We start from the raw sequence: 24,713 nt of genomic DNA, 5'->3' as shown, positions 1-24,713 counted from the left end.
CTGCGTGATGCCGCGGGGGGATCGAGAATGGTGCAACGGACAGGTGATGGCAGTGCGGGCGATGTCGACTACGGCGACATCGGAGGAACCTATGCCCAATTCCGCCAGCCGGACCCGATAATCGAAGCGCAAATCCACCGCGCGCTTGGCGATGCAAAGACCGTCTTGAATGTCGGCGCAGGAGCCGGGTCCTACAAGCCGACCGATCGACAGGTCACGGCGGTCGAACCGTCGCGTTCCATGCGGGCACAGCGTCCTGCACATCTGGTCGAAGCGATCGATGCCACGGCGGAGGACCTACCCTTTCCCGACAAATCCTTCGATGCCTCAATGGCGAGCGTTACCGTCCACCAGTGGAGCGATCTCGAGAAAGGCCTGTCGGAAATGCGAAGGGTCACGATCGGCCCGGTCGTCCTGCTGGTGTGCGATCCGGAACTGATGCACGATTACTGGCTGAGCGATTACATTCCCGAAGTGCGCGCCGTCGAAGCAGGGCGCTTCCCGCAGATTTCGAGGATTGTGGATGCCTTGGGAGGCAAGGTCGAAGTCGAGCCGGTCCCCGTCCCTCTCGAGTGCAGCGACGGTTTCAACGAAGCCTATTACGGGCGGCCCGAACGCTTCCTCGATCCTGCCGCACGACTCGCCTGCTCAAGCTGGAGCCTGGTGAGCGAAGAGGCGGTCGACCGGTTCGTCACAGCCCTTTCCCGCGATCTGGAAAGCGGTGATTGGGACCGGAAATACGGACACTTGCGGCAGCAGGCTTTCTTCGACGGCCCGCTGCGGCTGGTTATCGGAAGGTCTGGTTGACGTTAGGCTGCCGCTTCCAGGGCGGCCCGCAATTCGTCACGAACCGCCTTCAGGCGCGGGAGGAAAGAGGTTGCGCCTGCGCCGCGATCGGATGCCCCGGCTTCCTGCGCCGCAGTCTGCTGGTCCGGCACGCCGCGCAGCGCCGCTTTTGCACCCTTCAGCGTATAGCCTTCCTCGTTCACAAGCCCGTTGATCCGTTCGACCAGCACAACGTCTTCGGCGCGGTAATAGCGGCGCCCGCCACTGCGTTTCAGGGGCTTGAGACTGGGGAACTGCTGCTCCCAATAGCGCAGGACATGGGTCTTGATGCCCGTCGCGCGCGCTACTTCACCGATGGTGCGCAGCGCACCTTCTTCCTTGTGATCGTCGAATTCGGCCATGCGATCCCCTTAGCAGTTAGCCGTTGGCGACGCGATCCTTCAGCAGCTGGCTTGCCCGGAAAGTCATGACGCGGCGCGGCGTGATCGGCACTTCTACGCCGGTTTTTGGGTTACGGCCAATACGCTCTTTCTTGTCGCGAAGGACGAAGCTGCCGAAACCGGAAATCTTGACGTTTTCACCCTGGATCAGGGCCTGCGACATCTTGTCGAGCACCTGTTCCACCAGATCTAGCGACTCGGCCCTGCTGAGCCCCATCTTCCGATTGATAGTTTCTGCCAGATCGGCGCGGGTGAGGGTTCCTACCGAGCGCATCATGTCCATTTCTCTCTCCCCAGACGCGACCCTGGGTCCGATTTAGAAATGGCAACATACTGTATTCGGTAGTGTTTTACAACCGAATGTGTCCTTTGTTTATATGCTCACATCCGGGCGAGCGAAGCGCCCCAGGTGAAGCCGCCGCCCATGGCCTCGAACATGACCAGATCGCCCTGCTTGATACGCCCGTCGCGGCGCGCGACATCGAATGCCAGGGGAACCGAAGCAGCCGATGTATTGGCGTGCTTGTCTACCGTCACGATCACCTTTTCGGCCGGCAAATTCAACTTGCGGGCTGTCGCATCGAGGATGCGGGCATTGGCCTGATGCGGCACGACCCAGTCGATATCCTCTGCAGAAATGCCCGTGTTTCCAATCACTTCGCGCAGGACATCGGCAAGATTGACCACGGCGTGACGGAAGACTTCTCGACCCTTCATCCGTAGTTTGCCGACTTCGCCGGTGGTCGAAGGACCGCCATCGACATAGAGCAGTTCGCAATGCGCACCGTCGGCATGCAGCTTGGTCGAAAGGATGCCCGGGCCGTCTTCGGCGACATCCCGTGTTTCGAGGACCACGGCCCCGGCACCATCGCCGAAAAGGACGCAGGTCGTGCGGTCTTCCCAGTCGAGAATGCGGCTGAAAGTCTCTGCACCGATCACCAGCGCCTTGGTTGCCATGCCGGTGCGCAGCATCGAGTCGGCGGTGGCCAGAGCGTAGAGGAAGCCCGAGCACACGGCCTGCACGTCGAAGGCCACGCCCCCGCCGCAGCCCAGTGCATGCTGAACCTGTGTGGCGGTTGCCGGGAAGGTATGATCGGGTGTCGCGGTTGCCAGAACAATCAGGCCGATCTCGCTCGCATCGACGCCTGCGTTTTCAAGGGCGTTGCGGGCGGCTTGGGTCGCCAGGGTAGACGTCGTCTCGCCCTCGCCCGCGATATAGCGCTGGCGAATGCCGGTGCGTTCCACGATCCATTCGTCGCTGGTGTCTACGCGCTCGGCCATTTCGGCATTGGTCACACAGTTGGCGGGAAGCGCGCTGCCGCTGCCGGTGATGACCGAACGGATCATTTCGCGGCGAATCCTTCGCTGCCCACCTCGCCAAGATCCTTGCGGATGCGGTTGAGGATGTCGTCTTCGAGCAAGCGTGCGGCGACTTCCACGGCATTGGCAACGCCGGTGGCGTCCGCGCTGCCGTGACTTTTCACGACCACGCCGTTGAGGCCGAGGAAGACCGCGCCGTTATGGTTGTTCGGGTCGAGGTGGTGCTTGAGCAATTCGGTCGCCGGACGCGACACGAGGAAGCCGACCTTTGAGCGGATCGAGCTGGTGAAAGCGCGGCGCAGCAGGTCGGTCACGAAACGCGCCGTACCCTCGATCGCCTTCAGCGCGATATTACCGGAAAACCCGTCGCACACGACCACGTCGCATTCGCCGCGATTGATCTTGTCCGCTTCGACATAGCCTTCGAACTCCATGTCGAGACCGGTGGCCCCGCGCAGGATTTCGGCTGCGTTCTGGATGTCCTCGGTGCCCTTCGTCTCTTCGGTGCCGATATTCAGCAGGCGGGTACGCGGGCGTTCGCGACCGGTCACGATGCGCGAATAGGCCGCGCCCATGATGGCAAACTGGACGAGGTTGCGCGCGTCGCATTCGCGGTTCGCGCCAAGGTCGAGCATGATGACGTCGTTATCGCCAAGCGTCGGCAAAAGCGCTGCAAGGGCGGGCCGGTCGAGGCCGGGCATAGTGCGCAGGGCAAGCTTGCTTATTGCCATCAGCGCGCCCGTATTGCCGGCAGAGACAGCAGCGCCGGCCTCGCCGCGCTTTACCGCGTCTACGGCCAGGCCCATGCTGGTGTTCTTTGCACGGCGCAGGGCTTTGGAGGGCTTTTCGTCGCCCTCGATCACATCGTCGCAATGCAGGATTTCGGAAGCGCCCGACATTCCCGGATGATCGGCCAGCGCTTTCTTGATGCGCTCTTCATCGCCGACCAGCAGGAACTTGAATCGATCGTGGCGGCGCCGCGCCATCGCGGCACCGTCGATCATGGTGCGCACGCCTTCGTCGCCGCCCATCGCGTCAATAGCGATACGCGGCAAACTCATGACGATCTCCGGCTTACGGTGACGGTCTTAGAGACCGACGGCGATGACTTCGCGCCCGTTGTAGAAACCGCAGTGCGGGCAAAGATTGTGCGGACGCTTGAGTTCACCGCAGTTCGAGCACTCGTGATGAGCTTCGACCTTGAGCGAATCGTGCGCACGACGGTTGCCGCGGCGGTGGGGCGATACTTTCCTCTTGGGGACGGCCATGGCGGCACCTGTTCCTCAAACAATTACAATCAATTTCGGTGGCCGCCCTAGTGGAAGGTCCGGCAACGCACAAGTGCGCTTAAACCCGAAACTTCCCGACCATGACGGTGAAGGCGCGCGCTATAGCGATTTTTCGCCTCAGTGCAAGCGCTGTGCGTTAGTCATGCCTGCACATTGCATGGTCCGGCCCTTGCCTATAGCCCGAGATGGGGTTCGCGAGAGAAATCACAAGGGAGGGATCGTATGGGCCTGTTTCTACCCGTCACTCTGACGGCGGCGGCTGCCGCAGCGCTTATCAACCTGTGGCTGGCGGTGCGCGTCGGCCAGATGCGCGGCGCGACCAAGACAATTCACGGCGACGACGGGGGTGGCCCGCTGACCCGCCGCATGCGCGCGCAGCTTAACTTCGTGGAGAACACGCCGTTCGTGCTCGTCCTCATCGCTGCGATCGAGATCAGCGGCAAGGGCGCGCCGTGGCTCGCATGGGTTGCCGGCATCTACATGCTGGGCCGCGTCGCGCACGGCATGGGCATGGACGCCGAAACCGGCACCAAGCCGCGCATGATCGGCACGCTCATCACTATGCTGACCTTGCTGGGACTCGCAGTGATGGCCACTCTGATCGCGATGCGCGTGATCTAGGGACTTGGCGGGCCGGGCGCGCGTCCGGTCCGCTTCTTACGCTAGCGCCGCGTCGCTGACGAAGGCGTTGGTCTTGCGCTCCTGACCGAAAGTGCTGGTCGGGCCGTGGCCCGGGATGAACGTCACGTCGTCGCCCAGCGGCCAGAGTTTCTTCGTGATCGCGTCGATAAGGTCCTGATGGTTGCCCATCGGGAAATCGGTGCGTCCGATGCTGCCCTGGAACAGGACGTCGCCCACGATGGCGAACTTGCTCGGCCGGTTGAAGAAGACCACGTGGCCGGGCGTGTGGCCGGGGCAATGGATGACTTCGAGTTCGAGTTCGCCTACGGTCACGGTGTCCCCGTCCTCAAGCCAGCGATCCGGTTCGAAAACCTGGCTGTTCATGCCGTAGCGCGCGCCGTCTTCCTCCAGCCGGCTGATCCAGAAGCGGTCGGCCTCCTGCGGCCCTTCGATCGGCAGTCCGAGCTCCTTGGCAAGCACGCCCGCTTCGCCGCAATGGTCCATATGGCCGTGCGTGATCAGGATCTTTTCCAATTCCACCCCGGTCTTGGCGACCGCGGCCTTGAGCTTGTCGAGATCCCCGCCCGGATCGATCAGGGCACCCTTGTTCGTCTTGGTGCACCAGATCAGTGAGCAATTCTGCTTGAGCGGCGTTACCGGTACGATACCGGCTTTCATCGGGGGCTGGTTGGGCGCGTCAGTCATGACGGCGAGATGGCTGTAGCGGACACCGAATGCAAGTCAGAGCACCTGCCAGTCGCTCAAACCCTGCCTCCCTTCCAAACCACACGCCCGATTACCTCGACCTCGTCGCGGGCGAGTTCGATAGGTGCATAGGCGTCATTCGCGCTGATCAGGGTGATGCGCCCAGGCGCGCTGGCCTGCACCTGTTTGACGTGCAGCACGTCGCCGATGCGCACGACATGGATGCCCTCGCCCGCGCGCTTGTTGCGGTCGACGAAAATCTCGTCGCCGCTGCGAAGGGTCGGCTCCATGCTGTCGCCTTCCACGCGGATCGCGGAAAGATCGGCGCCCTCCAGACCCATCTCTCGTAGCCAGCGGCGCGAAAAGCGGAAGCTATCGAAGGATATTTCCTCTGCCGAAACCGCGCCAGGTCCCGCCGAAGCGTCGAGAGCAAGTCGGGGTACGGCCAGAAAGTCGTCCGATTCGCGCGGCCGCGCAAGGTCCGGATCCGCCCCCAACTCCACTTCGCCGACACCGAAGAATTCCGCCAGCTTGCGCCGGTCCTGTTCCTCCAGCCTGCGCGGGCTGCCCTTGCGCACGAATTGCTGCAAGTAACTGGGATTACGCCCCAACATCGACGAAAGGGCCGACAGGCTTGCCCGGTTCGATTCCGCCAGTTCGACCAGTCGCGCCCGGTCCGCGCTGAGTTTTTCAGCCATCCTTAACTCCTTGCCAACTCTCGTGATTGGCACAAATCCGCGCTTCCCGAAGAACTCGCGAGAGAAAATTCCTATAGCATAGGATTTTTCCTAGACAAGTAGGATTTCGGCTGGAACGAATAGGGAACACGACGAACGATTCGTCAATCCGGACAGCCAAAGGGGAGCACCGCACATGCTGATTCGATCCATCGAGAAGTTCCTTCGCACCCACGAGATGCCGCCGACGAAGTTTGGCCGGCTTGCGGCACACGATCCCCGCTTCGTCCTGGACCTCAGGATTGGACGCGAACCGCGGAGCGGGACCGAAGCGCGCATTCGCGGTTTCATGATGGGTTTCGAGGCCGGGCGCGGAGAAGCTTGTTCACAGGAGGCGACGCATGTCGGTTGAATGCAAACCTCCCCGCACGAAACCCGTGCGTCCGCGCCGCAGTTCGGGCGACCGCCTGCGAGACGTCCTGATCGCGCTTGGCGAGCACCAGGGGCAAGTCCTGACGCACACGGAGAAAGCGTGGGCGAGCATTACCTTCGCAGGCACACGGCACAGCCTCTCCATCCTCTTTGCTGGCGAGGATGCGGTGGAAGCGGGCGAGCGGTTCATCGCCGCCCTGCCCGATCATGAATTCATGCTCGCCGGACAGCTGGTTGCCGATGCCGGGGTGAGCGAGGTCGACCACCGCATCATGCCCGACCCGCGACTGGTGGTTCAGTGCGAGCTGCTCCTGCTCGAAGACGCCTGATCAGTAACCGGCGGCAAGGTCCATCTGCGGAGCGACCGGTTCGCCCTTGTGCCACCGTTCGAGATTCTCGACGAACCTGTCGGCGCTGCGCTGGAACATCTTGGTCTGCGCGCGGCCCGACAGGTGCATCGTGACCTGCGCATTTTCGAGATCCCACAGCGGATGATCTTCGGGCAGCGGCTCGGGATCGGTCACGTCGAGCAAGGCGGCTTCGATTTTCTTTGCCTGCAATGCCTCGACCAGCGCATCTTGTTCCACCACGTCGCCGCGCGCGATGTTCACGAGCACGGCATTGGGGCGCATGGCCGCGAGTTCCGATGCGCCGATCATGCCCTTGGTTTCGTCGGTGGACGGCACTGCCAGGATTACCCAATCGAACTCGCCAAGCTTCTCGCGCCATTCGCCGGGGCGCAGGTTCCCTTCCCCGCCCGAGCGGCGAACGGGCACCACCGTCATGTCGAACGCCTCGAGCCGGGTCTTGATAAGCCCGCCGATCGCGCCGAGACCAACCAGGAGCACGCGCTCCCCCGAAAGCTCGCGCTTGCCGGGGCTGTCGAGCAGCCAGTCGTGCCGCTCCTGCGCACGCACCACCTCGCGGTACCCCTTGGCATGGGCGAGCATCAGCATGACAACATATTCGGCGATGGTGATGGCGTTGATGCCGACGCCGTTCGTAACCGTGACCCCGCGCTCCTGCAGGAGGTCCAGCGGCATGAAATCCAGGCCGGCGTAGATCGAGTTCAGCCATTTGAGATTGGTCGCGGCCTTCGCGATCTCGATCATCGGCTCCTTGTCGTTGAGGTCGAACCAGCCGATCTCGGCCTCGGGCGCCATTTCCAGCGCCTGTTCCTTGGTCATGAACCATAGCGGCTCGACCCAATCGGGCAGGCGCGGCTCCACCAACGGGCGAATCAGGGCGGACATCACGGCTTTTGTCATCGGGGGACTCTCCTCTTGCCGATAAGTCCCTAACCGCAACTTAGCCCAGCTTCCACTCCCAGCCGAGCGGATCGCCGTCCATCACCTCGACACCCTTGGCGGCGAGGCTGGCGCGGATGGCATCGGAAGTCGCATAATCCTTCGCAACCTTGGCTTCTTTGCGGCGGATGAGTTCCGCTTCGATTTCGGCTTCGGTGATTTCGGCCGAGGCGGGACGGATGCGAAGGTCTTCGCGAGAGAGATCGAACAGGTCGAGACCGAGCACGCGGTCCATATCCTCGATCACGGCGCGCTTCACCCCGCCGTCGACCTTCTTGACTGCCAACGCTTCTTCAAGCGCCACCAGCGCGACGGAGGTGTTGAGATCATCGGAGATCGCGCTCGCAAATTTCTCACGCATCGGTGCGAACTTCTGGTGCGAGGGGTCGCCAGCCGCTTCGTCCTTCAGCCGCTCCACAGCCATCACGATCCGTTTGAGGCGGGTGAGCGCCGCGCCCAGCCCTTCCCAGCTGAACTCCAGTTCGCTGCGGTAATGCGCCTGCAGGCACATCATGCGGTAGGCGAGCGGGTGGTAGCCCTTGTCAACCAGCAGTTGCAGGCGCAGGAACTCGCCCGAGCTCTTCGACATCTTGCCGCTGCGCTCGACGAGGAAGTTGTTGTGCATCCAGATGCGCGCGCCGCTGTTCTCGGCATTGTCGAGACCGTTCGTGCAGCAATAGGCCTGGTTCTGCGCGATCTCGTTCGGGTGGTGGATCTCTCGGTGGTCGATCCCGCCGGTGTGAATGTCGAAGGGGAAGCCAAGCAGTGCCTCACCCATAACCGAGCATTCGAGGTGCCAGCCGGGCGCGCCCTTGCCCCAGGGGCTGTCCCATTCCATCTGCCGCGTCTCGCCCTCGGGTGTCTTCCGCCAGATGGCGAAGTCGGCGGCATTTCGCTTGCCCTCCACGGCGTTGATCCGGCCTTCGCCTTCCTCCGTAACCGCACGGGCGAGGCGGCCGTAATCGTCGACGGTCGAGACATCGAAATAGAGGCCGCTGTCGAGTTCGTAGCAGTGCTTGTCCGCGATCCGCTTGCCCCACTCGATCATCGGCTCGACATATTCGGTGGCGCGCGGGTGCTGCTTGCCGGTGATGTTCAGCCGGGCAAGGTCGCGCTCGAAATCTTCCTGGTAGAATTTGGCGATATCCCAGGCGGACTTGCCTGCCTTGGCCGCCATCTTCTCCATCTTGTCCTCGCCCTCGTCCGCATCGGAGGTGAGGTGGCCGACATCGGTGATGTTGATCACATGGGTGAGGTCATAGCCCTTCCAGCGCAGCACGCGGCCCAGCGTGTCGGAGAACACGTAGGCGCGCATATTGCCGATGTGCTGGTAATTGTAGACCGTCGGGCCACAGGAATAGACGCGCGCCTCGCCCGGGTGGACGGGGGTGAAAGTCTCGATCTCGCGGGTGAGCGAGTTGAACAGCTTGAGCGGCGTTTCGGTCATGCGCAGGCCATTAGGTCGCGGCGCGCTTACTGCCAACCCTCCCAGCGCACGGATTCTTCCAGCGGCGCACGTTTCACATCGAACCGGTTCACCGGAGCATCCGGATCGCGATACCCGATAGCCATGCCGCAGAAGAAGATGTGGTCTTCGGGAATGTCGACCATCTCGCGCACCTGCGGACTGTAGGCGGCCCATGCTTCCTGCGCGCAGCTATCGAGCCCTTCCTCGCGCAGCAGCAGCATGATGGTCTGCAGCCACATGCCGATATCGCTCCACTGCGGCGGGCCCATGTATTTGGGCGTGTGGACCAGCATCAGCACCGGCGCACCGAAGGCGCGGAAGTTGTTGGCGAACCACATGAGGCGCTTGGCCTTGTCCTCGCGGCTGATATCGAGCGCCGCGTACATATCCTCGCCCACGCCGAAGCGGCGCTCCTCGTAGGCCCCGTCGAGGTCCTTGGGATAGATATCGTATTCGGGCTTCAGCGCCGCGCGCCCCTTGGGAAATTCCTGCGCCACCCGGTCGAACAGCGCCTGCATCGGCTCGCCGGTGAGGATGACGGCATTCCACGGCTGGACATTGCCGCCCGACGGTGATCGCTGCGCCTTTTCGAGAATGCGGGCGAGCGTTTCGCGGTCGACCGGCTGGTCGGTGAAAGCGCGGACGGAGCGGCGGGACTGGACGGCTTCGGTGGGGGTCATGAGAAAAATGCCGCGATCATGAGAACAACGCCGCTGGCTATGCCGATCATGCTGAGAACCCTTACGTTCTTCGCGGTCGCGTGAGCCGGTGGAGGATATGCCTCCAATTGCCGGCGCTCCTCGAAGTAAGCTTCGTCAGCGCCTTCTTTCAATTCGCGAAGCCGCCCCTGCCAACCCTCGACGCTATGGACATCCTTTTCCGGTCGGCGGAAGCCCGACAGGGAGCCGAAGATCATCAGAATCCCGAGGAAAAACAGGCTCCAATCCATCTATTTTTCCACCTCGAACAATCCCGCAAGCTGCTCGATAATCGTGCCGCCGAGCTGTTCCACGTCCATGATTGTCACCGAGCGCTTGTAGTAGCGGGTCACGTCATGGCCGATGCCGATGGCGGCGAGCTGGACGGGGCTCTGCTTCTCGATCCACTCGATCACCTTCCTGAGGTGCCCTTCGAGATAACCCGCCTGGTTGACGCTCAGCGTGCTGTCGTCGACCGGCGCACCGTCGCTGATGACCATGAGGATGCGGCGGTCTTCGGGACGGGCCAGCAGGCGATTGTGCGCCCAGAGCAGCGCCTCGCCGTCGATGTTTTCCTTCAGCAGCCCCTCGCGCATCATCAGGCCGAGATTGCGGCGCGCGCGGCGCCAGGGCTCATCGGCCTTCTTGTAGATGATGTGCCTGAGGTCGTTGAGGCGCCCCGGATCGGCAGGGCGGCCATCAGCGAGCCATGCCTCGCGGCTCTGTCCGCCTTTCCACGCACGGGTGGTGAAGCCGAGGATTTCGGTCTTCACGCCGCAGCGTTCGAGCGTGCGCGCCATGATGTCGGCGCTGATTGCGGCAATGGAAATAGGCCGCCCGCGCATCGAGCCCGAATTGTCGATCAGAAGGGTGACGACGGTGTCCTTGAACTCGGTATCGCGCTCCATCTTATAGGACAGCGCATGGCCGGGGCTGACGACCACGCGGGTGAGGCGAGCGGCATCGAGCAAGCCTTCTTCCTGGTCGAAATCCCAGCTGCGATTCTGTTGCGCCATAAGGCGGCGCTGGAGGCGGTTCGCAAGGCGGGTAACGATGCCCTGCAAGCCCGCAAGCTGGCTGTCGAGATAGGCGCGGAGGCGATCCAGTTCCTCGTGATCGCACAGCTCGGGCGCCTCGATCACCTCGTCGAACTTGTCGGTATAGGCGCGGTAGTCGAAATCTTCGGGCAGATCGGTCCACGGGCGGTTCGGGCGGACGGGCTGCATGCCCTCGCCCTCTTCGTCCGAGGGATCACCGTCGGACATTTCCTGTTCGCCCTCGACGTCCTGGTCGGCATCGCCATCGGCCTCGCCGTCGGTGACTTCGCCGCGCGCGTCGGTTTCCTGCGGCTGGGCCTCGCCCTCGTCTTCCTCGTCGGTATCCTGGTCTTCTTCGGGCGTATCGCCCTCGTCCTCGTCACCGTCCTCGCGGCCCTCGTCTTCGGGCATATCGGGCAGAGTGAGTTCGAGATGCCGGAGCATTTCGATGGTCAGGTCCTGGAAGGCGCGCTGGTCGTCGAGTGCACCAGCAAGATCGTCCATATCGCTGCCGATCTTCGACAGGATATCCTTGCGCACCATGTCGACGCCTGCTTTCGCGCGTTCGGGGATCGCTTCGCCCGTCAGCGCCTCGCGCAGCATCAGCGAGAGCGCGGTCGGCAGCGGCACTTCGTTTGCCGCATCGGCGCGCGCGATCGGATCGCTCGCCGTGCGGAGTTCGACCGCGGCGTCCAGATTGTCGCGAATGCCGGAATAACGCGTGCTGCCGATCGCCTCGTAGCGCACCTGCTCGATCGCATCGTAGCACGCGCGGGCAATCGGTTCGGGAGGCGCGCCGCGATTGTGCAGCGCTTCGTTATGATGGCGCAGGCGCAGCGCGAAGCTATCGGCGAAGCCGCGTGCCTCGGTCGCCTGGTCCTTGGGCAAGGTGCGACCGGGAAGCGGAACGCGGAAGTTCTTGCCCGACTGGCTCGGACTGTCCGCGCTCCACGCAACCTCGACCTCCGGCTCCTGCGCCAGGGCGCGGGCGGTGCCGGTCAATGCCTGCTTGAAGCGGTCGAGGGGTGTCTGGTCGGTCACGTAGGCCTAGTTAGGACGTCGGGATGCTTTGGCCAGTCTTTTCCCAGTCCTTGATGAAGCCTTCCAGCCCCTTGTCGGTCAGGACGTGCTTGAACAGGCCCTTGATCACGGCAGGCGGCATGGTGGCGACATCGGCACCGATCCGCGCGCTCTGCAGTACGTGGACGGGGTTGCGGATCGAAGCGACGAGGATTTCGGTGTCGAAGCCATAGTTGGAATAGATCTGCGCGATATCGGCGATCAGTTCCATGCCGTCGAAGCCGTTGTCGTCATGACGGCCCACGAAGGGCGATACGAAGGTCGCGCCGGCCTTCGCCGCGAGCAGCGCCTGGTTTGCCGAGAAGCACAGCGTCACATTGACCATGGTGCCGTCGCTGGTCAGCTTCTTGCAGGTCTTGAGCCCGTCGATCGTCAGCGGAACCTTGATGCAGACATTGTCCGCGATCCGGCGCAGGGTTTCCGCTTCCTTCATCATGGTTTCGTGGTCGAGCGCGACGACTTCGGCGCTGACCGGACCATCGGTTAGGCCGCAGATTTCCTTGGTCACTTCCATGAAATCGCGACCCGACTTGGCAATCAGCGAGGGATTGGTCGTCACCCCGTCGAGCAGGCCGGTGTCGGCCATTTCCTTGATGTCGGCGATGTCGGCAGTGTCGACGAAGAATTTCATGGGAGTGCGCTCCGCAAAAAGGCGAGAAAAGGTGTTACCCGCTGCAAGGCGATTGCGGGCTATGAGTCAAGGCTTGGCCGCCGCGGCTCACGCGTTGCCCACCACGAAACAGGCCGCTGCGACCAGCGCGCCGGTCCAGCGGTTGGCGCGGAAACGGTCGAGCGGGTTGTCAGGATCTTCGCCATCGAGGGTGGCGACTTGCCATGCGAGGTGCGCGGCAGCGGGTAGCAAGGCCAGCAGCGCAATCCAGTCGGCCCGGTAGAGCCAGAATGCGAGTGCCCAAAGGGCAACGGCCCCGGCATAAAACAGCGTCACTCCCCCGCGCACCCTGCCACCCAGGCGCAGCGCGGACGAGCGGATGCCGACAAGCGCGTCGTCTTCACGGTCCTGCATGGCGTAGATCGTATCGTATCCGATCACCCACAGCGCGGCGCCTGCATACATGGCAGCGAGCGCGTCGAGATTGTCCGCGCGGAAATGGGTGAAGCCGACCAGCAGCCCCCAGGTGAAGACCATGCCGAGCCACGCCTGCGGCCACCAGGTGATCCGTTTCATGAAGGGATAGGCCGCGACCAGCGCGAGGCTTGCCAGCGCGACCATCTGCGCCAGCGGCTCCAGTTGCAACAGGACGACAAGCCCGACGAGGCTCAGCGTGACCAGCCAGCCCCATGCAAGTTTCTTCGACACACGCCCGCTCGCCACCGGGCGGCTGGCGGTGCGCGCCACTTGCCGGTCGAGCTTGGCATCGACGATGTCGTTGTAGACGCAGCCCGCGCCGCGCATGGCGATGCTGCCGAGCAGCAGCCACCCGAGCAGCGCGAACTGCCAGCCTGCGCCTGCCAGCCACACGCCCCATGCGCAGGGCCAGAACAGCAGCCACCAGCCGATTGGCCGGTCGAACCGCGCCAGCATCGCAAGATCGCGCGGCAATTGCGGCAGGAGCTCGACCAGACCGCGATGTTCGCTGTCGGGGACGATCTGCTGGGTTGCGGGGCTGTCGTTCATCGCTTGCTTCCTAATGCGCGAGACGCCAACAGGCTAGCCATGCCTGCAACACCCGCCTGGCCGCCCAAGAGCGCTCCCCGCCTGTTTGTCGAAACCGAGCTTTCGAACCATACGACCGTTCAGATAGAGGGCAATCAGGCGCACTACCTGACCAAGGTCATGCGGGTATCCCCCGGCGATGCGGTGATCCTGTGCGACGACGTGACCGGGGAATGGGCCGCCGAAGTGGTCGAAGCGGGCAAGCGTCATGTGACCCTGCAGCCGACCCATCACCAGCGCCCCCGCGAGCCGGTACCGGATTTCTGGCTGTGCCCTGCGCTGCTGAAGAAAGACCGCTTCGACCTGGTGCTCGAAAAAGCGACCGAGCTCGGCGTCGACCGGATCGCGCCGGTCGTCACGCGGCGCTGCGTTGCAGACAAGCTCAACCTCGATCGCGCATCCGCCATCGTCACCGAAGCAGCCGAACAATGTGCCCGCACCGCCCTGCCCAAGGTGGCAGAGCCGGTGAAGCTCGACGCCCTCCTGCGCGACTGGCCCGAAGACCGCCTCCTGTTCTTCGCCGACGAGGAAGGCGGCGAACCGGTGGCCGACGCCTTCTGCTATGCGGACGGTCCGGCAGCGCTGCTCACCGGGCCCGAAGGCGGCTTCGACGATGCGGAGCGAGAGGCGATCCGCGCCCACCCCAATGCCCGCCCGATCGGTCTCGGTCCGCGCATCTTGCGCGGCGAAACCGCTGCCATTGCAGGAATAGCCGTGTGGATGGCAGAGGCAGGCGACTGGATCGACGAGGAATAATTCCTTTGCGCAGCGGGATTGGGTTTTCTAACGCCACCCAATGAGCACGCGCGACACCTCCGCCAAGGAAGACCCGATCATCGAATCGCGCGACCAATTGGTCGCCCCGATGCAGGCTGGCGAAAAGCCCAAGGCCGACTGGCGCATTGGGACCGAGCACGAAAAGCTGGTGTTCCGCCGCGACGATTTCCGCGCGCCTTCCTATGACGAACCCGGCGGCATTCGCGATATCCTGATGTCCTTGCGCCAGTTCGGCTGGGAGCCGGTGGAGGAAGGCGGCAAGGTCATCGCCATGCGCGGCGAAGATGGCACAGTCAGCCTCGAACCCGCAGGCCAGCTTGAGCTATCCGGCGCGCCGCTGGAAAACCTGCACCAGACCTGCGCCGAAACCGGACGGCACCTCGACCAGGTGAAGCGCGTAGGCGAAGATTGCGGTGTGGGCTTCCTCGGCCTCGGCATGTGGCCGGACAAGACCCGCGAACAGCTGCCGATCATGCCCAAGGGCCGCTACGAGATCATGATGCGCCACATGCCGCGCGTCGGCAGCCTCGGCCTCGACATGATGCTGCGAACCTGCACGATCCAGGTGAACCTCGACTATTCCTCCGAAGCGGACATGGTGCAGAAATTCCGCACCGGTCTTGCGCTCCAGCCGCTGGCAACGGCCCTGTTTGCCAATTCGCCTTTCACGGAAGGGAAACCTAACGGTTACCTGTCCTATCGCAGCCACATCTGGTCCGACACCGATCCGCATCGCACCGGCATGCTGCCCTTCGTGTTCGAGGACGGCTTCGGCTACGAACGCTGGGTCGACTACATGCTCGACGTGCCGATGTATTTCGTCTTCCGCGACGGAAAATACCTCGATGCTGCGGGCCTTAGCTTCCGCGATTTTCTCGAAGGCAAGCTGTCCATCCTGCCGGGTGAAAAGCCGACGCAGAGCGACTGGTGGGATCACCTTTCCACCGCCTTCCCCGAAGTGCGTCTGAAAAGCTTCCTCGAGATGCGCGGGGCGGATGGCGGCCCGTGGAGCCGCATCTGCGCCCTTCCCGCGTTCTGGGTCGGCCTGCTCTACGACCAGGGCGCGCTCGATGCGGCGTGGGACCTCGTCAAGGACTGGACGATGGAAGAGCGCGAAAACCTGCGGAACGCGGTGCCGAAGCTTGCGCTCGATGCGCCGATCCCCGGTGGCGGAAAGCTGCGCGACATGGCGAAAGAGGTGCTCGCCGTGGCCCGATCGGGCCTTGCTGCACGCGGCAGGCTGAATACTTCGGGCGACAACGAAACCGGCTTCCTCGAAACGCTCGACGAGATTGTCGCCAGCGGCAAGGTGCCGGCCCAGGTCCTGCTCGATCGCTATCACAGCGAATGGGGCGGCGACATAAAGCGGGTCTACAAGTACAGCTTCTGAGAGAGGATACGGCGATGATCCAGATTAACGGCACAATCCGATTGGCCGAAGGTATCGACAGCAGCACGCTGGACGCCATCATCACCATGGTCCGCGCAAGCCGCGCCGAGGACGGCTGCCTCGATTACACTTTCGCGCGCGACCTCGCCGATCCCAACACGCTCGTCCTGTTCGAGCGGTGGCGCGACAAGGCGGCGCTCGATGCGCATGGCAAATCGGCGCACATGGCGGCGTTCCAGGAAGTCATGGCGAATAATCCGCCCGTCTCGCGCGACCTGCGGATTTACGAAACCGACGACGGCCAGCCGCTCGGCTGACCTACTCGGCGGGCTGTGCGGATGCCGCAGGGCGCGGCGTGAATTTCGCGAATAGCCTCGTAAGCGGCGCGGTGATCAGGCCGTTGCGCCCCATCCACGCATAATAGTCGCGGTACTTCTGGTCCTCGGCCAGCAGGTGCGCTTCTTCCGTGCGCGCACGCCAATAGTAGATGCCGTTCACGCACAGCAGGAAGAAAGTGTTGCGGATCGCATCCACCGGGCTCTGGTTGACGACGAGGAACGGCATCACGCTGCACCACCAGAACAGGTTCTTGGACAGGTATGCGGGATGCCGGGTGAAGCGGTACGGGCCATTGGTCAGGACACCGCGGTAAGTGAGGTTGGAAAACCGGATACCGAAGGCGAAGGTCGCCCACGCATAGATCGCAGTCAGGAAGACCAGCAATCCGGCCCACAGCCACAGGATTACCTCGTTTCCGGCCAGCCAGTAATGCCACTGCTCGACATTGTGTTCGTAGCTCATGACCTGCCCGTTGCCGAGGATGCCCCACACGAACGGCGGATAGCAGATCAGGGCCGCCAGCCAGCCGCCGAGGAAGGGGTTGCCCGACCGGATATGCGCATCCAGCGGACGCAGGGTCACGATATACCCGACCGCGCCCACCATCACATCGATCAAGAACAGCAGGTTGATCAGCACTACCGCGAAGACCACGGGATTGGAGAGAAACTCGTATAGGTCGGCGTTCACCACATTGGCGAAATTGACGGGCACGATCGAAATCATGAAAGCGCCGAAGAACGCCTTGATGATCCACGCACGCCAGTGCTTCAGCACCTCTGCGCGGTCCCAGTCGTCGCGCATGAACAGCATGGCGCCGAAATGCCATGCATGGTCGCGCGGGTTCTTCATCACGCGGTCGAGCCACAGGACATAGGGCACCGACAGCACCACCATCGCAGCGCCCATCACCGCCAGCACCTTTAGCGCGTAGATGTAGTTACCGGCCCAGTACCAGCGACACAGGCAATAAAGCGCGACCAGGATCGCCCAGGTCGCCCACAGCCCCGCGATCTTGGTCAGCGAGGTCTCGAGATCGGGCTTGCGGCGTTTCGCGAGCGACCAGTCGATCCCGGTCGAGGGGCGTAGGTGCACCTTGTCGACGAAGATCGACCACGCAACCATGGGCACGGTGATGAAGACCAAGCCCGCGATCGCCGCATTGGGCCCAACCATCGGTTCACGAGGACCCGGCAGGTCCCAGAATTCGGCAATTCCAGCCCAATCGCGCGCGATCCACACCCACAAGAGCAAAGCAGCAAGCCCCACCAGCCCGACGGCTGGCGAGACATCGCTTGCTGGACGCGTGTCCGGGACAGGTGCGTTCGTGGCCATTGCCGCACCCTATAGCGCGGCAATGGTAAACGGCACGAAAACTATCGCGTGCTTAGCGGAACGCGGTGATCGTACCGCTGTCGTCGAGGACGTAGAGCGTTTCGTTTGCGACCACCGGCGGCAGGCTGATCGCCTCGTCCAGTTCGGTGAACATGGTGGCAGAACCTTCACCGGTGCTGATGCGCCAGATTTCGCCATTGGAATTCACCGCCCACAGCTGGCCGCCGGCAAGAACCGGACCCTGCCAGAAGATCGGGTTCTTCTTCTTTTCCTCGTTCTCGTAACGCGGCATTTGCGTCAGCCAGCGGACCTTGCCGCTGCTGCGCTGGATCGAGATCAGGCGCGCATCGTCGGTCAGGGCGAAGATCCACTCGCCGGCGATCGCCGGGGTCGAAATGCCGGCGACGTTGAGTTCCCACAGGCGCTGGCCCGTGACGAGCTCGTAGGCGGCCATGCGGCCACCCTGGCCAAGCGCGTAGACGCGGCCATTGTCGATGATGGGATCGGCGTCGATGTCCGACAACGCACCGACCTGCGTGGAGATCGAGGTACGCGCCAGCGCGTCCGCCCACAGGCTGCGCCCGTTTTCATAGCGATAGGCGATCAGTTCGCCCGAAGTGTATCCGGCCACCACCGTGCCCTGCCCTGCGGCGGGCGCCGCCACGCCGAACACGCCGGCCATGGTCGTCGAACCCGATTCGTCCCACTGCAGGCTGCCGTCCGCCGCGTTGAGCGCGTAAAGCAGATTGTCCTGCGTCATCACGAAGACGTTATCGAAGGCGAGGGTCGGAGAACCGCGCAGCGGACCGCCCGGCTTCACCTTCCACTGTTCGGCACCGGTCTGCGCGTCGAGAGCGAAGACATTGCCCGCACCATCCGTGCCGTAGACCTTGCCAGCGCTGTAGCTGACGCCGCCGCCGAAGGCCGAGGGGCGCGTGTCGTCGCTCAATTGCGACTGGTAGGTCCACTGACGCGCGCCGCTTCGCGCGTCGAAAGCAGATACGCGGCCATCGGTGCCCATGGCGAACAGCTTGCCGCCGCCGATGACGGGCGCAGCACCCAGGCGCTGGCGATTGTCTGCTCCGGCGACATCCACGCCAAATGCGCGGGTCGGCGTCTGCGAAAGGGCGAGGTGACCGTAGCTCTTGCTGGCGGTGCCGCCTGCCTGGCCCCATTCCGCATTGGCCTGCGCCGGGGGCAGGACCACCGAAACGCCGGCCAGCGAGGGATCGACCTTCGCGCCTGTCTCGATACGCGAAAGGATCGGTTCACGGTCGCCTAGGGTCGGGGTGGTCTTCTTGTCGTCGGATCCCCCGAACAGGCCGCCGCTGCAGGCACCCAGGCCCAGGGCCATGGTTGCGGCAATCATGCCGCGCGTGATCGATTTGACTTTGGTCTGGCTCATCTTGGGTCCGTCTATGATCAATTATTCGCTGGTTGCGTCGGATTGATTGTCGACACGCTGGCTGTCGAGCAGTTCCTCGACATCGTCCACGGCATCGACGCCGAGCACGCCAGCCATGTTGAGCACGCGTGCACGGGTACCTTCCGGCGTCGCATCGTCGCGGGCAATCTGCCCGAACAACGCACCGGCTTCCGCGCGCTTGCCCTGCTTGAGGTAGGCATGTGCCACGAGTTCGCCGGCAGTCGCAAAGAACGGCTCGCCCGGCGTCGCCAGCGGCTGGAGCTTGGCGACGACCTCAGCCGGGGCCATCGAGTCGAATTGCACGGTGACCTGTCGGATCAGCGCGATGTCCCGCAGCGTTTCCGGCGCACCTTCGTTGGCGGCGACTTCCCCGAACAGCTTGGCCGCTTCTTCGGCATTGCCCTCTTCCGCCAACAGGCCAGCGCGCAACATCTTGGCGCTGATTGCCGGAGTGCCTTCGCCTTCCACGCCGTCGAGCCGTTCAAGGGCGGCCGCCGTATTGCCCGCTTCGAGCTGGTCGAGTGCGACCACGAGCGCTTCCGATTGGCTTTCGGTGGCTGCTTCGTTGCGATTGTCCCACCACAGGTAACCGCCGAATGCCGCAAGTCCGACGATCAGGACGCCGAGCAGCGGCTTGCCATAGGTCCCCATGAAGCTTTCCATGTCGCCCTGGCGGACGGCATCGTCGACCTCGCGCAGCAGGGCTTCCTGTTCGGCAGCCTCGGCGCGGGATTTCTTTTCTTCGCGGGTGAGTTCGGTCTTGGGTTTGCGGGCCACTGCGGCTCGGTCTCCGTTAAAGGCAAATCTGTGGCCGGGTCTTTAGGCATAGCGCGATAAGAGGGCAATGCCTGTCCATCCGGGGAGCAAGCCTGTCCCCCGACGGGTGAACGCGCGATGAAACGTCGCGTCTTGTCCTAGAACTCCCGGCGCATGGCGCTGGAATAGAGGCGGCGATAGGTCGCAACCATCTTGTCACGGTCAAACTCGGCACGCGCCTTGGCCTGGTTGGCGGCACCGATCCGCTCTGCGCGGGCGAAATCGCGGGCCATGTCGCGCAAATAGGCCGATAGCGCGCCCTCGTCGCCCGCTGGTGTAATGAACTCGCGGTTCTCTTCTGCCACGATGTCCTTGATATCGCCGACATCGGGCGCGACGACAGGAAGGCCAGCCGCCATCGCTTCGACCACGGACAGGGGAAACTGTTCTGAATCGCTCGACAGGGCGAAAATATCGAACAGCCCGATGACTCGCGCCGGGTCCTTGACCGCGCCGGTCAGGTGGACACGGTCATGCAATTCCAGCCGGTCGATCTCGGCCTCGATCGCATCGCGTTCGCTTCCTTCGCCGATAATGACCAAGTGCCAGTCATCCTCCATCGAAGCGAATGCCCGGACCAGCCGGGGCAGGTTCTTCACTGTCCTCAGGCCCGCCAGGGTGCCGACCCAATGCTCTCCCTTGTGCTTGATCAGGCGCAGGGTGTCGGGCTTGGGCCGCATGGCGAAAGCCTTGGTGTCGATGCCGTTCGGGATCCGCTTCACACGACCGAGCGGTTGCTGCCATTCGACGAGTGCGATCTCCTCCAGCGTCTCTGACGGCACAACGAGGCCCGAGGACTTGCCGAGCGCGACCCGGCGATACCAGGTGCGGCTGCGCTTTCGTTTTTTCAGTTCGCTTTCATCGAAGCCGTCTTCGTGATGGATCAGCGGCGGCAGGTCGAGCGCTTCGGAAAACATCGTGTGCGCCATCACCGCGTCCATCGCGCCCCAATTATAGGTGAGCACGAGGTCGTATGGTTTCATGGCCTTGGCGATCTTCATCAGTCGCCCGGGCAGCGGCGTGCCCTTGAGGCTTGGGAAATCCGGCGGCAGCGTGACGCGAATACCCTTGGCGATCCCATCCGCCGCGTCCAGGCGGTCGGGTTCCGCCGACACGATCGTGTGGGCCAGCCTGCTCCCGAAAGCGTTGATCAGCTCAACCGTCCGGCGCTCCTTGCCGCCCGCAGCGAAAGTCGATTGCAGGTGCAGGACACGCGGCACGCCGCCGCCGGATTTCGCGCTCATTTGACGCTGGCGAGAAGGGAATCGATGGCCGTGCGCACTTCCGGCTCATCCAGAGTGGGTGCATGTCCGGCATCTTCCACGACGACGACATCGGCATTGGGCGCGCGCTTCTGCATTTCGGCGAAGGCATCGGCGCTCAGCAGCGCGGATAGTCCGCCGCGCACCAGCAGCAGCGGATTGCTCGCCAGCGCCTCGAAGCCAGGCCACAGGTCGGGCGGGACCGCATTTTCGTCGGCATCGTTGAACGGATCCGCAATCTTCATGTCGTAATCGAAAGCGATGCGGCCATTGCTGCACACGGTCATCCCGCGCTTGGCCATCGCGATCCAGTCTTCCGTATCGAACGACGGATGCGATTCCCCGTGCACTTCCTCCAGCGCGCGCGCTGCGTGCATCCAGGTCGGGAAGCTGCGGCCCTGCCCCAGATAAGTGCGAATCTTGTCGATGCCCGCCGGATCGACCACTGGGCCGATATCGTTGAGCAATGCGGCTGCGATGCGGTGCGGCATGGCCTGCGCAATCAGCATGGTCATGAGCCCGCCCATCGACGTGCCGATCGAAACAAACTTCTCGATGCCTTCCTGTTCGAGCAGCGCCAGGACGTCGCCGATATAATTCGGCACGGCATAGGTCGCGCTATCTTCGGCGTAGTCGCTTTTTCCGCGCCCGCGCATGTCGGGCACGATCACCCGCCAGCCCTGCTCGGCGATATGCGCCGCGACGCCTTCGAAATCCTTGCTGTTGCGGGTCAGGCCGTGAAGGCACAGCACCGGAGGGCGATCGTTCGCCTCTCCATAATCGCGGAAATAGAGGGTCAGGCCCTCGGCGCTTTGCCAGCTACGCTCGCTGTATTCAGTGCTCATAGAAAGCGCGGTAGCGCCTAGCGCGGCAAATTTCGAGCCATGACTTGCGTGCAGTGTCCCGGGACCACATCTCCAAGGCGATGCCAGACGCCCCACAACCTGCCGCCTACCGTCCCGACACGCCTATCCTGGCCCTCGCCGACTGGCTTGGCGATCCGGTCGAAGCGGCCGATTTTCCAGAAACGAGATTGCAGTTTCGCAACGATCGCTGGGCGGCAGCGGTTGGCCTAGCGGACCTAGACGACGATAAATGGGCACGTCATTTCGGGCGCTTCGCCCCCTTGCCCGACAACCTGCCCCAGCCGCTGGCCCTGCGCTACCACGGGCACCAGTTCCGTGTGTACAATCCCGAACTTGGCGACGGGCGCGGCTTCCTGTTCGCCCAGCTGCGCGACGGGCAGGACAGGCTGCTCGATCTCGGCACCAAGGGATCGGGCCAGACCCCGTGGAGCCGCGCCGGCGACGGCCGCCTGACCCTGAAGGGCGCGGTGCGAGAAATCCTTGCCACTGAAATGCTCGAAGCACTGGGCGTGAATACGTCGAAGACCTTCAGCGTGGTCGAGACCGGAGAGCAACTCCAGCGCAATGACGAACCCTCGCCCACCCGCTCGGCGGTCATGACGCGGTTGAGCCACGGGCACATTCGCATTGGCACTTTCCAGCGCCTGCTAGCCCTGGAAGAGAAAGAGCACATGGAAGAGCTGGTCGCGTACTGCCTGGCGCAGTTTCCCGGCCCTCCTCCGCCAGAGGACGCGCCCGGACGCGACGAACCAGCCGTGCGCCTGATGCACCAGGTGGTCGAGCGGCTGGCCGATCTGGCCGCCGCCTGGATGGTCGCAGGCTTCGTCCACGGCGTGCTCAACACCGACAACATGAACGTCACGGGCGAGAGTTTCGACTACGGCCCCTGGCGCTTCCTGCCGCAATGGAAGCCGGGCTTCACCGCGGCCTATTTCGACCACTCCGGCCTTTATGCCTTCGGTCGCCAGCCCGAGGCTTTGCACTGGAATTGCGGTCAGTTGGCGATTGCGCTGAGGCTGGTCTGCGACGCCCCGCCCCTGATCGCGGCGATGGAGCGCTTCGGTCCGCTCTACATGGATGCGGTCGCGCGGCGCTGGTGCTGGCGTCTTGGCGTCGTGCCCAAGGGCGGTGACGACGACGCGCGACTGGTCGGCACTTGCGAAGCCTTGATGGCCGAGAGCGAGGCGCAGCCGGATGAATTCTTTTTCCGGCACCGGGGTGGCAGGAATGCGCAAGACGATCTCGCTCCCGCGCTGGCTGGCTACGAGCCCGTCGCGGATACGCATGAATACTGGTCGGGCGAAGCGCCGCAGTCGATGCTGATCGAGGAGGTCGAAGCCATCTGGGCCGCGATCGACCGAAGCGACGACTGGTCACCGCTCCATGCGAAGATCGACGCACTTCGCCGCATGGGCCGTGCCCATGGTCCGGCACCCGCCCTGCCCGACGAGCGCTAGGGCAGCACACTTGATTTGACGCGCAGGCGCGCCTGTCACATAGGCGGCGCGAGAAGCTCGCTTGAGCGAGAGGAAGGGACGATACGTGTCGCAAGCCGAAATGATTTCCACCGAACCGGCCACCGGCAAACTGCTCTGGAAGGGCGAAGCCGGGAATGTCGAGCAGGCTATCGACGTAGCGCTTAAGGCCAAGACGGACTGGGCTCGCCAGCCCGTCGGCCAGCGTATCGAACTGGTCCGCCGCTTCGCCAACGAAGTGCGCAAGCAGGCCGATCCCTTCGCCGAGCTTATCGCACGCGAGACGGGCAAGCCCCTGTGGGAAGCCAAGACCGAAGTGCAGGCCGTTATCGGCAAGGTCGAAATCTCGGTCACGGCCTATGCCGAACGCACCGGCCAGAAGAAGCTCGACAGCGCGCTGCAGGGTACGGCAGCCCTGCGTCACAAGCCGCATGGCGTGATGGCTGTCCTCGGCCCCTACAATTTCCCCGCCCACCTTCCCAACGGCCACATCGTCCCGGCACTCATCGCGGGCAATGTCGTCATCTTCAAGCCGAGCGAGAAGACCCCGGCCGTAGGCGAATTCCTGGTCAAATGCTTCAACGCCTCGGACATTCCGGAAGGCGTGGTCCAATGCCTCCACGGCGGTGCCGAGGAAGGCAAGGCGCTGGTCGAACACGCCATGGTCGACGGCGTCCTGTTCACCGGATCGGCGCGCGCAGGCATTGCGATCAACCGCAAGCTGGCCAGCAACCCGGCCAAGATCGTCGCACTGGAAATGGGCGGCAACAACCCCATCGTCATGCTCGATACCCCCAAGATCGACGATGCCGCGGCGACAATCATCCAGTCGGCCTTCACCACGGCCGGCCAGCGTTGCACGGCGGCGCGCCGCCTGATCGTGGTCGACAGCATTTACGACAAGATCGTGCCTGCGGTGAAGCAGCTGGCGGAAAAGCTGATCGTCGGCGAACCCTTTGCCGATCCGCAGCCCTTCATGGGCAGCGTCATCGACAACCAGACGGCGGATCTGCTGTCCGAAAGCTTCGTTGCGCTCATCAGCCGTGGCGGCAAGCCGGTGATGCATATGAAGCGTCCCGACGAACAGCTACCTTTCCTTTCGCCATCGATCATCGACGCCACCGAAATGAGCGATCGCCCGGATATCGAGCTCTTCGGACCCTTGCTGCAGGTCATCCGCGTCAAGGATTTCGACGCAGCAATGGCAGAAGCCAACAACACGCGCTACGGCCTCTCCGCCTCGCTGATGGGCGGCAAGCCCGAAGATTTCGAGCGGTTCTGGTTCGAAGCGCGCGCGGGCATCCTCAACTGGAACCGCCCGACCAACGGTGCGTCGTCTGCCGCCCCGTTCGGCGGTGTGGGCCTGTCGGGCAACCATCGTCCGGCCGCCTTCTATGCAGCGGATTACTGCGCCTATCCGGTCGCCAGCACCGAAATGGACCAGCCGCGTGCCAGCATCGGGATCGGCCTCAAGGAAGGCTGATCCCGGCCG

28 protein-coding genes are annotated in these 24,713 nt (G+C 63.5%); 9 read left to right on the top strand and 19 right to left on the bottom strand.

Translation table 11 applies throughout. The annotated features are described in order from the left end of the window. Positions 1 to 27 precede the first annotated feature (27 nt). Positions 28 to 807 (top strand): class I SAM-dependent methyltransferase, encoded by a 780-nt coding sequence (locus BM173_RS12800; RefSeq protein ID WP_090482470.1) that lies wholly within the window; start codon positions 28 to 30, stop codon positions 805 to 807. A 2-nt stretch (positions 808 to 809) separates the two neighbouring features. Here BM173_RS12800 and BM173_RS12795 read toward each other — a convergent pair whose 3' ends face one another. The 5 genes from BM173_RS12795 to rpmF all read right to left on the bottom strand — a co-directional run bounded on the left by BM173_RS12795 (position 810) and on the right by rpmF (position 3,814). Further along, positions 810 to 1,187: a MerR family transcriptional regulator gene (locus BM173_RS12795; protein WP_090482467.1), complete on the bottom strand. Its 378-nt coding sequence runs from the start codon at positions 1,185 to 1,187 to the stop codon at positions 810 to 812. A 16-nt stretch (positions 1,188 to 1,203) separates the two neighbouring features. Beyond that, the gene (locus tag BM173_RS12790) at positions 1,204 to 1,503 is read right to left on the bottom strand and encodes an integration host factor subunit alpha (protein ID WP_090482821.1); all 300 of its coding nucleotides are present in this window, start codon (positions 1,501 to 1,503) and stop codon (positions 1,204 to 1,206) included. Between the two features lie 104 nt (positions 1,504 to 1,607). Continuing rightward, the gene (locus BM173_RS12785; RefSeq protein ID WP_090482464.1) at positions 1,608 to 2,573 is read right to left on the bottom strand and encodes a beta-ketoacyl-ACP synthase III; all 966 of its coding nucleotides are present in this window, start codon (positions 2,571 to 2,573) and stop codon (positions 1,608 to 1,610) included. Continuing rightward, a complete protein-coding gene (gene plsX, locus BM173_RS12780; RefSeq protein WP_090482460.1) occupies positions 2,570 to 3,607 on the bottom strand; it encodes a phosphate acyltransferase PlsX in 1,038 nt (345 codons plus the stop codon). The genes BM173_RS12785 and plsX overlap by 4 nt, the downstream gene beginning before the upstream one ends. Positions 3,608 to 3,634: 27 nt before the next feature. Continuing rightward, positions 3,635 to 3,814: a 50S ribosomal protein L32 gene (gene rpmF, locus BM173_RS12775; RefSeq protein WP_090482457.1), complete on the bottom strand. Its 180-nt coding sequence runs from the start codon at positions 3,812 to 3,814 to the stop codon at positions 3,635 to 3,637. Positions 3,815 to 4,057: 243 nt separating this feature from the next. Between rpmF and BM173_RS12770 the strand changes: the two genes are divergently transcribed. After that, entirely contained in the window at positions 4,058 to 4,456 is a 399-nt protein-coding gene (locus BM173_RS12770; protein ID WP_177201907.1) for an MAPEG family protein, read from the top strand. Positions 4,457 to 4,492: 36 nt separating this feature from the next. Here BM173_RS12770 and BM173_RS12765 read toward each other — a convergent pair whose 3' ends face one another. Together BM173_RS12765 and BM173_RS12760 are read right to left on the bottom strand one after the other, a co-directional pair. Beyond that, a complete protein-coding gene (locus BM173_RS12765; RefSeq protein ID WP_090482815.1) occupies positions 4,493 to 5,134 on the bottom strand; it encodes an MBL fold metallo-hydrolase in 642 nt (213 codons plus the stop codon). A gap of 83 nt (positions 5,135 to 5,217) precedes the next feature. Beyond that, positions 5,218 to 5,859, bottom strand: coding sequence for a S24 family peptidase (locus BM173_RS12760; RefSeq protein ID WP_090482454.1), 642 nt, complete (start codon positions 5,857 to 5,859; stop codon positions 5,218 to 5,220). Positions 5,860 to 6,034: 175 nt separating this feature from the next. Between BM173_RS12760 and BM173_RS12755 the strand changes: the two genes are divergently transcribed. Both BM173_RS12755 and BM173_RS12750 read left to right on the top strand, forming a co-directional pair. Next, positions 6,035 to 6,250 carry a hypothetical protein gene (locus BM173_RS12755; RefSeq protein ID WP_090482450.1) on the top strand — a complete coding sequence of 72 codons (216 nt, stop codon included), beginning with the start codon at positions 6,035 to 6,037 and terminating at the stop codon, positions 6,248 to 6,250. Beyond that, entirely contained in the window at positions 6,240 to 6,599 is a 360-nt protein-coding gene (locus BM173_RS12750; protein WP_245755891.1) for a hypothetical protein, read from the top strand. The genes BM173_RS12755 and BM173_RS12750 overlap by 11 nt, the downstream gene beginning before the upstream one ends. On the opposite strand, the gene BM173_RS12745 is transcribed toward BM173_RS12750, so the two are convergent. The 7 genes from BM173_RS12745 to ubiA form a co-directional block, all read right to left on the bottom strand. Continuing rightward, on the bottom strand, positions 6,600 to 7,538 hold the full coding sequence (locus BM173_RS12745; RefSeq protein WP_090482447.1) for a D-2-hydroxyacid dehydrogenase: 939 nt from the start codon (positions 7,536 to 7,538) through the stop codon (positions 6,600 to 6,602). Between the two features lie 40 nt (positions 7,539 to 7,578). Next, positions 7,579 to 9,024, bottom strand: coding sequence for a cysteine--tRNA ligase (gene cysS, locus BM173_RS12740; RefSeq protein ID WP_090482444.1), 1,446 nt, complete (start codon positions 9,022 to 9,024; stop codon positions 7,579 to 7,581). 26 nt (positions 9,025 to 9,050) lie between these two features. Then, a complete protein-coding gene (locus BM173_RS12735; RefSeq protein WP_090482441.1) occupies positions 9,051 to 9,725 on the bottom strand; it encodes a nitroreductase in 675 nt (224 codons plus the stop codon). After that, positions 9,722 to 9,994, bottom strand: a complete 273-nt coding sequence (locus BM173_RS12730) for a hypothetical protein (protein WP_090482438.1) — start codon at positions 9,992 to 9,994, stop codon at positions 9,722 to 9,724. Before BM173_RS12730 ends, BM173_RS12735 begins: the two co-directional genes overlap by 4 nt. Further along, complete coding sequence (gene cobT / locus BM173_RS12725; protein ID WP_090482435.1) at positions 9,995 to 11,821, bottom strand: cobaltochelatase subunit CobT; 1,827 nt, start codon at positions 11,819 to 11,821, stop codon at positions 9,995 to 9,997. Between the two features lie 10 nt (positions 11,822 to 11,831). Beyond that, positions 11,832 to 12,491, bottom strand: coding sequence for a fructose-6-phosphate aldolase (gene fsa / locus BM173_RS12720; protein ID WP_090482431.1), 660 nt, complete (start codon positions 12,489 to 12,491; stop codon positions 11,832 to 11,834). Between the two features lie 87 nt (positions 12,492 to 12,578). Beyond that, the gene (gene ubiA, locus BM173_RS12715; RefSeq protein WP_090482428.1) at positions 12,579 to 13,496 is read right to left on the bottom strand and encodes a 4-hydroxybenzoate octaprenyltransferase; all 918 of its coding nucleotides are present in this window, start codon (positions 13,494 to 13,496) and stop codon (positions 12,579 to 12,581) included. A gap of 39 nt (positions 13,497 to 13,535) precedes the next feature. Here ubiA and BM173_RS12710 point away from each other — a divergent pair, with 39 nt between their 5' ends. The 3 genes from BM173_RS12710 to BM173_RS12700 are packed head-to-tail and all read left to right on the top strand — an operon-like array spanning position 13,536 to position 16,019. Further along, entirely contained in the window at positions 13,536 to 14,291 is a 756-nt protein-coding gene (locus BM173_RS12710) for a 16S rRNA (uracil(1498)-N(3))-methyltransferase (protein WP_090482425.1), read from the top strand. A 40-nt stretch (positions 14,292 to 14,331) separates the two neighbouring features. Then, a complete protein-coding gene (locus tag BM173_RS12705) occupies positions 14,332 to 15,702 on the top strand; it encodes a glutamate--cysteine ligase (protein WP_090482422.1) in 1,371 nt (456 codons plus the stop codon). Positions 15,703 to 15,716: 14 nt separating this feature from the next. Continuing rightward, a complete protein-coding gene (locus BM173_RS12700; protein WP_090482419.1) occupies positions 15,717 to 16,019 on the top strand; it encodes a putative quinol monooxygenase in 303 nt (100 codons plus the stop codon). 1 nt (position 16,020) lies between these two features. Here BM173_RS12700 and BM173_RS12695 read toward each other — a convergent pair whose 3' ends face one another. The 5 genes from BM173_RS12695 to BM173_RS12675 form a co-directional block, all read right to left on the bottom strand. Then, on the bottom strand, positions 16,021 to 17,376 hold the full coding sequence (locus BM173_RS12695) for a methyltransferase family protein (protein WP_090482416.1): 1,356 nt from the start codon (positions 17,374 to 17,376) through the stop codon (positions 16,021 to 16,023). Positions 17,377 to 17,428: 52 nt separating this feature from the next. Continuing rightward, positions 17,429 to 18,781: a PQQ-binding-like beta-propeller repeat protein gene (locus BM173_RS12690; protein WP_090482808.1), complete on the bottom strand. Its 1,353-nt coding sequence runs from the start codon at positions 18,779 to 18,781 to the stop codon at positions 17,429 to 17,431. Between the two features lie 21 nt (positions 18,782 to 18,802). Further along, positions 18,803 to 19,579, bottom strand: coding sequence for a tetratricopeptide repeat protein (locus BM173_RS12685; RefSeq protein WP_090482413.1), 777 nt, complete (start codon positions 19,577 to 19,579; stop codon positions 18,803 to 18,805). Positions 19,580 to 19,716: 137 nt separating this feature from the next. After that, on the bottom strand, positions 19,717 to 20,862 hold the full coding sequence (locus tag BM173_RS12680; RefSeq protein WP_090482410.1) for a glycosyltransferase: 1,146 nt from the start codon (positions 20,860 to 20,862) through the stop codon (positions 19,717 to 19,719). Continuing rightward, positions 20,859 to 21,725 carry an alpha/beta fold hydrolase gene (locus tag BM173_RS12675; RefSeq protein WP_090482407.1) on the bottom strand — a complete coding sequence of 289 codons (867 nt, stop codon included), beginning with the start codon at positions 21,723 to 21,725 and terminating at the stop codon, positions 20,859 to 20,861. The genes BM173_RS12680 and BM173_RS12675 overlap by 4 nt, the downstream gene beginning before the upstream one ends. Before the next feature lie 80 nt (positions 21,726 to 21,805). Between BM173_RS12675 and BM173_RS12670 the strand changes: the two genes are divergently transcribed. Together BM173_RS12670 and astD are read left to right on the top strand one after the other, a co-directional pair. Next, positions 21,806 to 23,203 carry a protein adenylyltransferase SelO family protein gene (locus BM173_RS12670; RefSeq protein ID WP_090482405.1) on the top strand — a complete coding sequence of 466 codons (1,398 nt, stop codon included), beginning with the start codon at positions 21,806 to 21,808 and terminating at the stop codon, positions 23,201 to 23,203. Positions 23,204 to 23,303: 100 nt separating this feature from the next. Then, positions 23,304 to 24,704, top strand: coding sequence for a succinylglutamate-semialdehyde dehydrogenase (gene astD, locus BM173_RS12665; RefSeq protein ID WP_090482401.1), 1,401 nt, complete (start codon positions 23,304 to 23,306; stop codon positions 24,702 to 24,704). The last annotated feature ends 9 nt before the right edge of the window (positions 24,705 to 24,713 follow it).

Origin of the sequence: Qipengyuania nanhaisediminis (genome assembly GCF_900115585.1) — a bacterium.
Taxonomy (GTDB): Bacteria; Pseudomonadota; Alphaproteobacteria; order Sphingomonadales; family Sphingomonadaceae; genus Qipengyuania; species Qipengyuania nanhaisediminis.
This window is presented reverse-complemented; position numbering and strand designations above follow the sequence as displayed.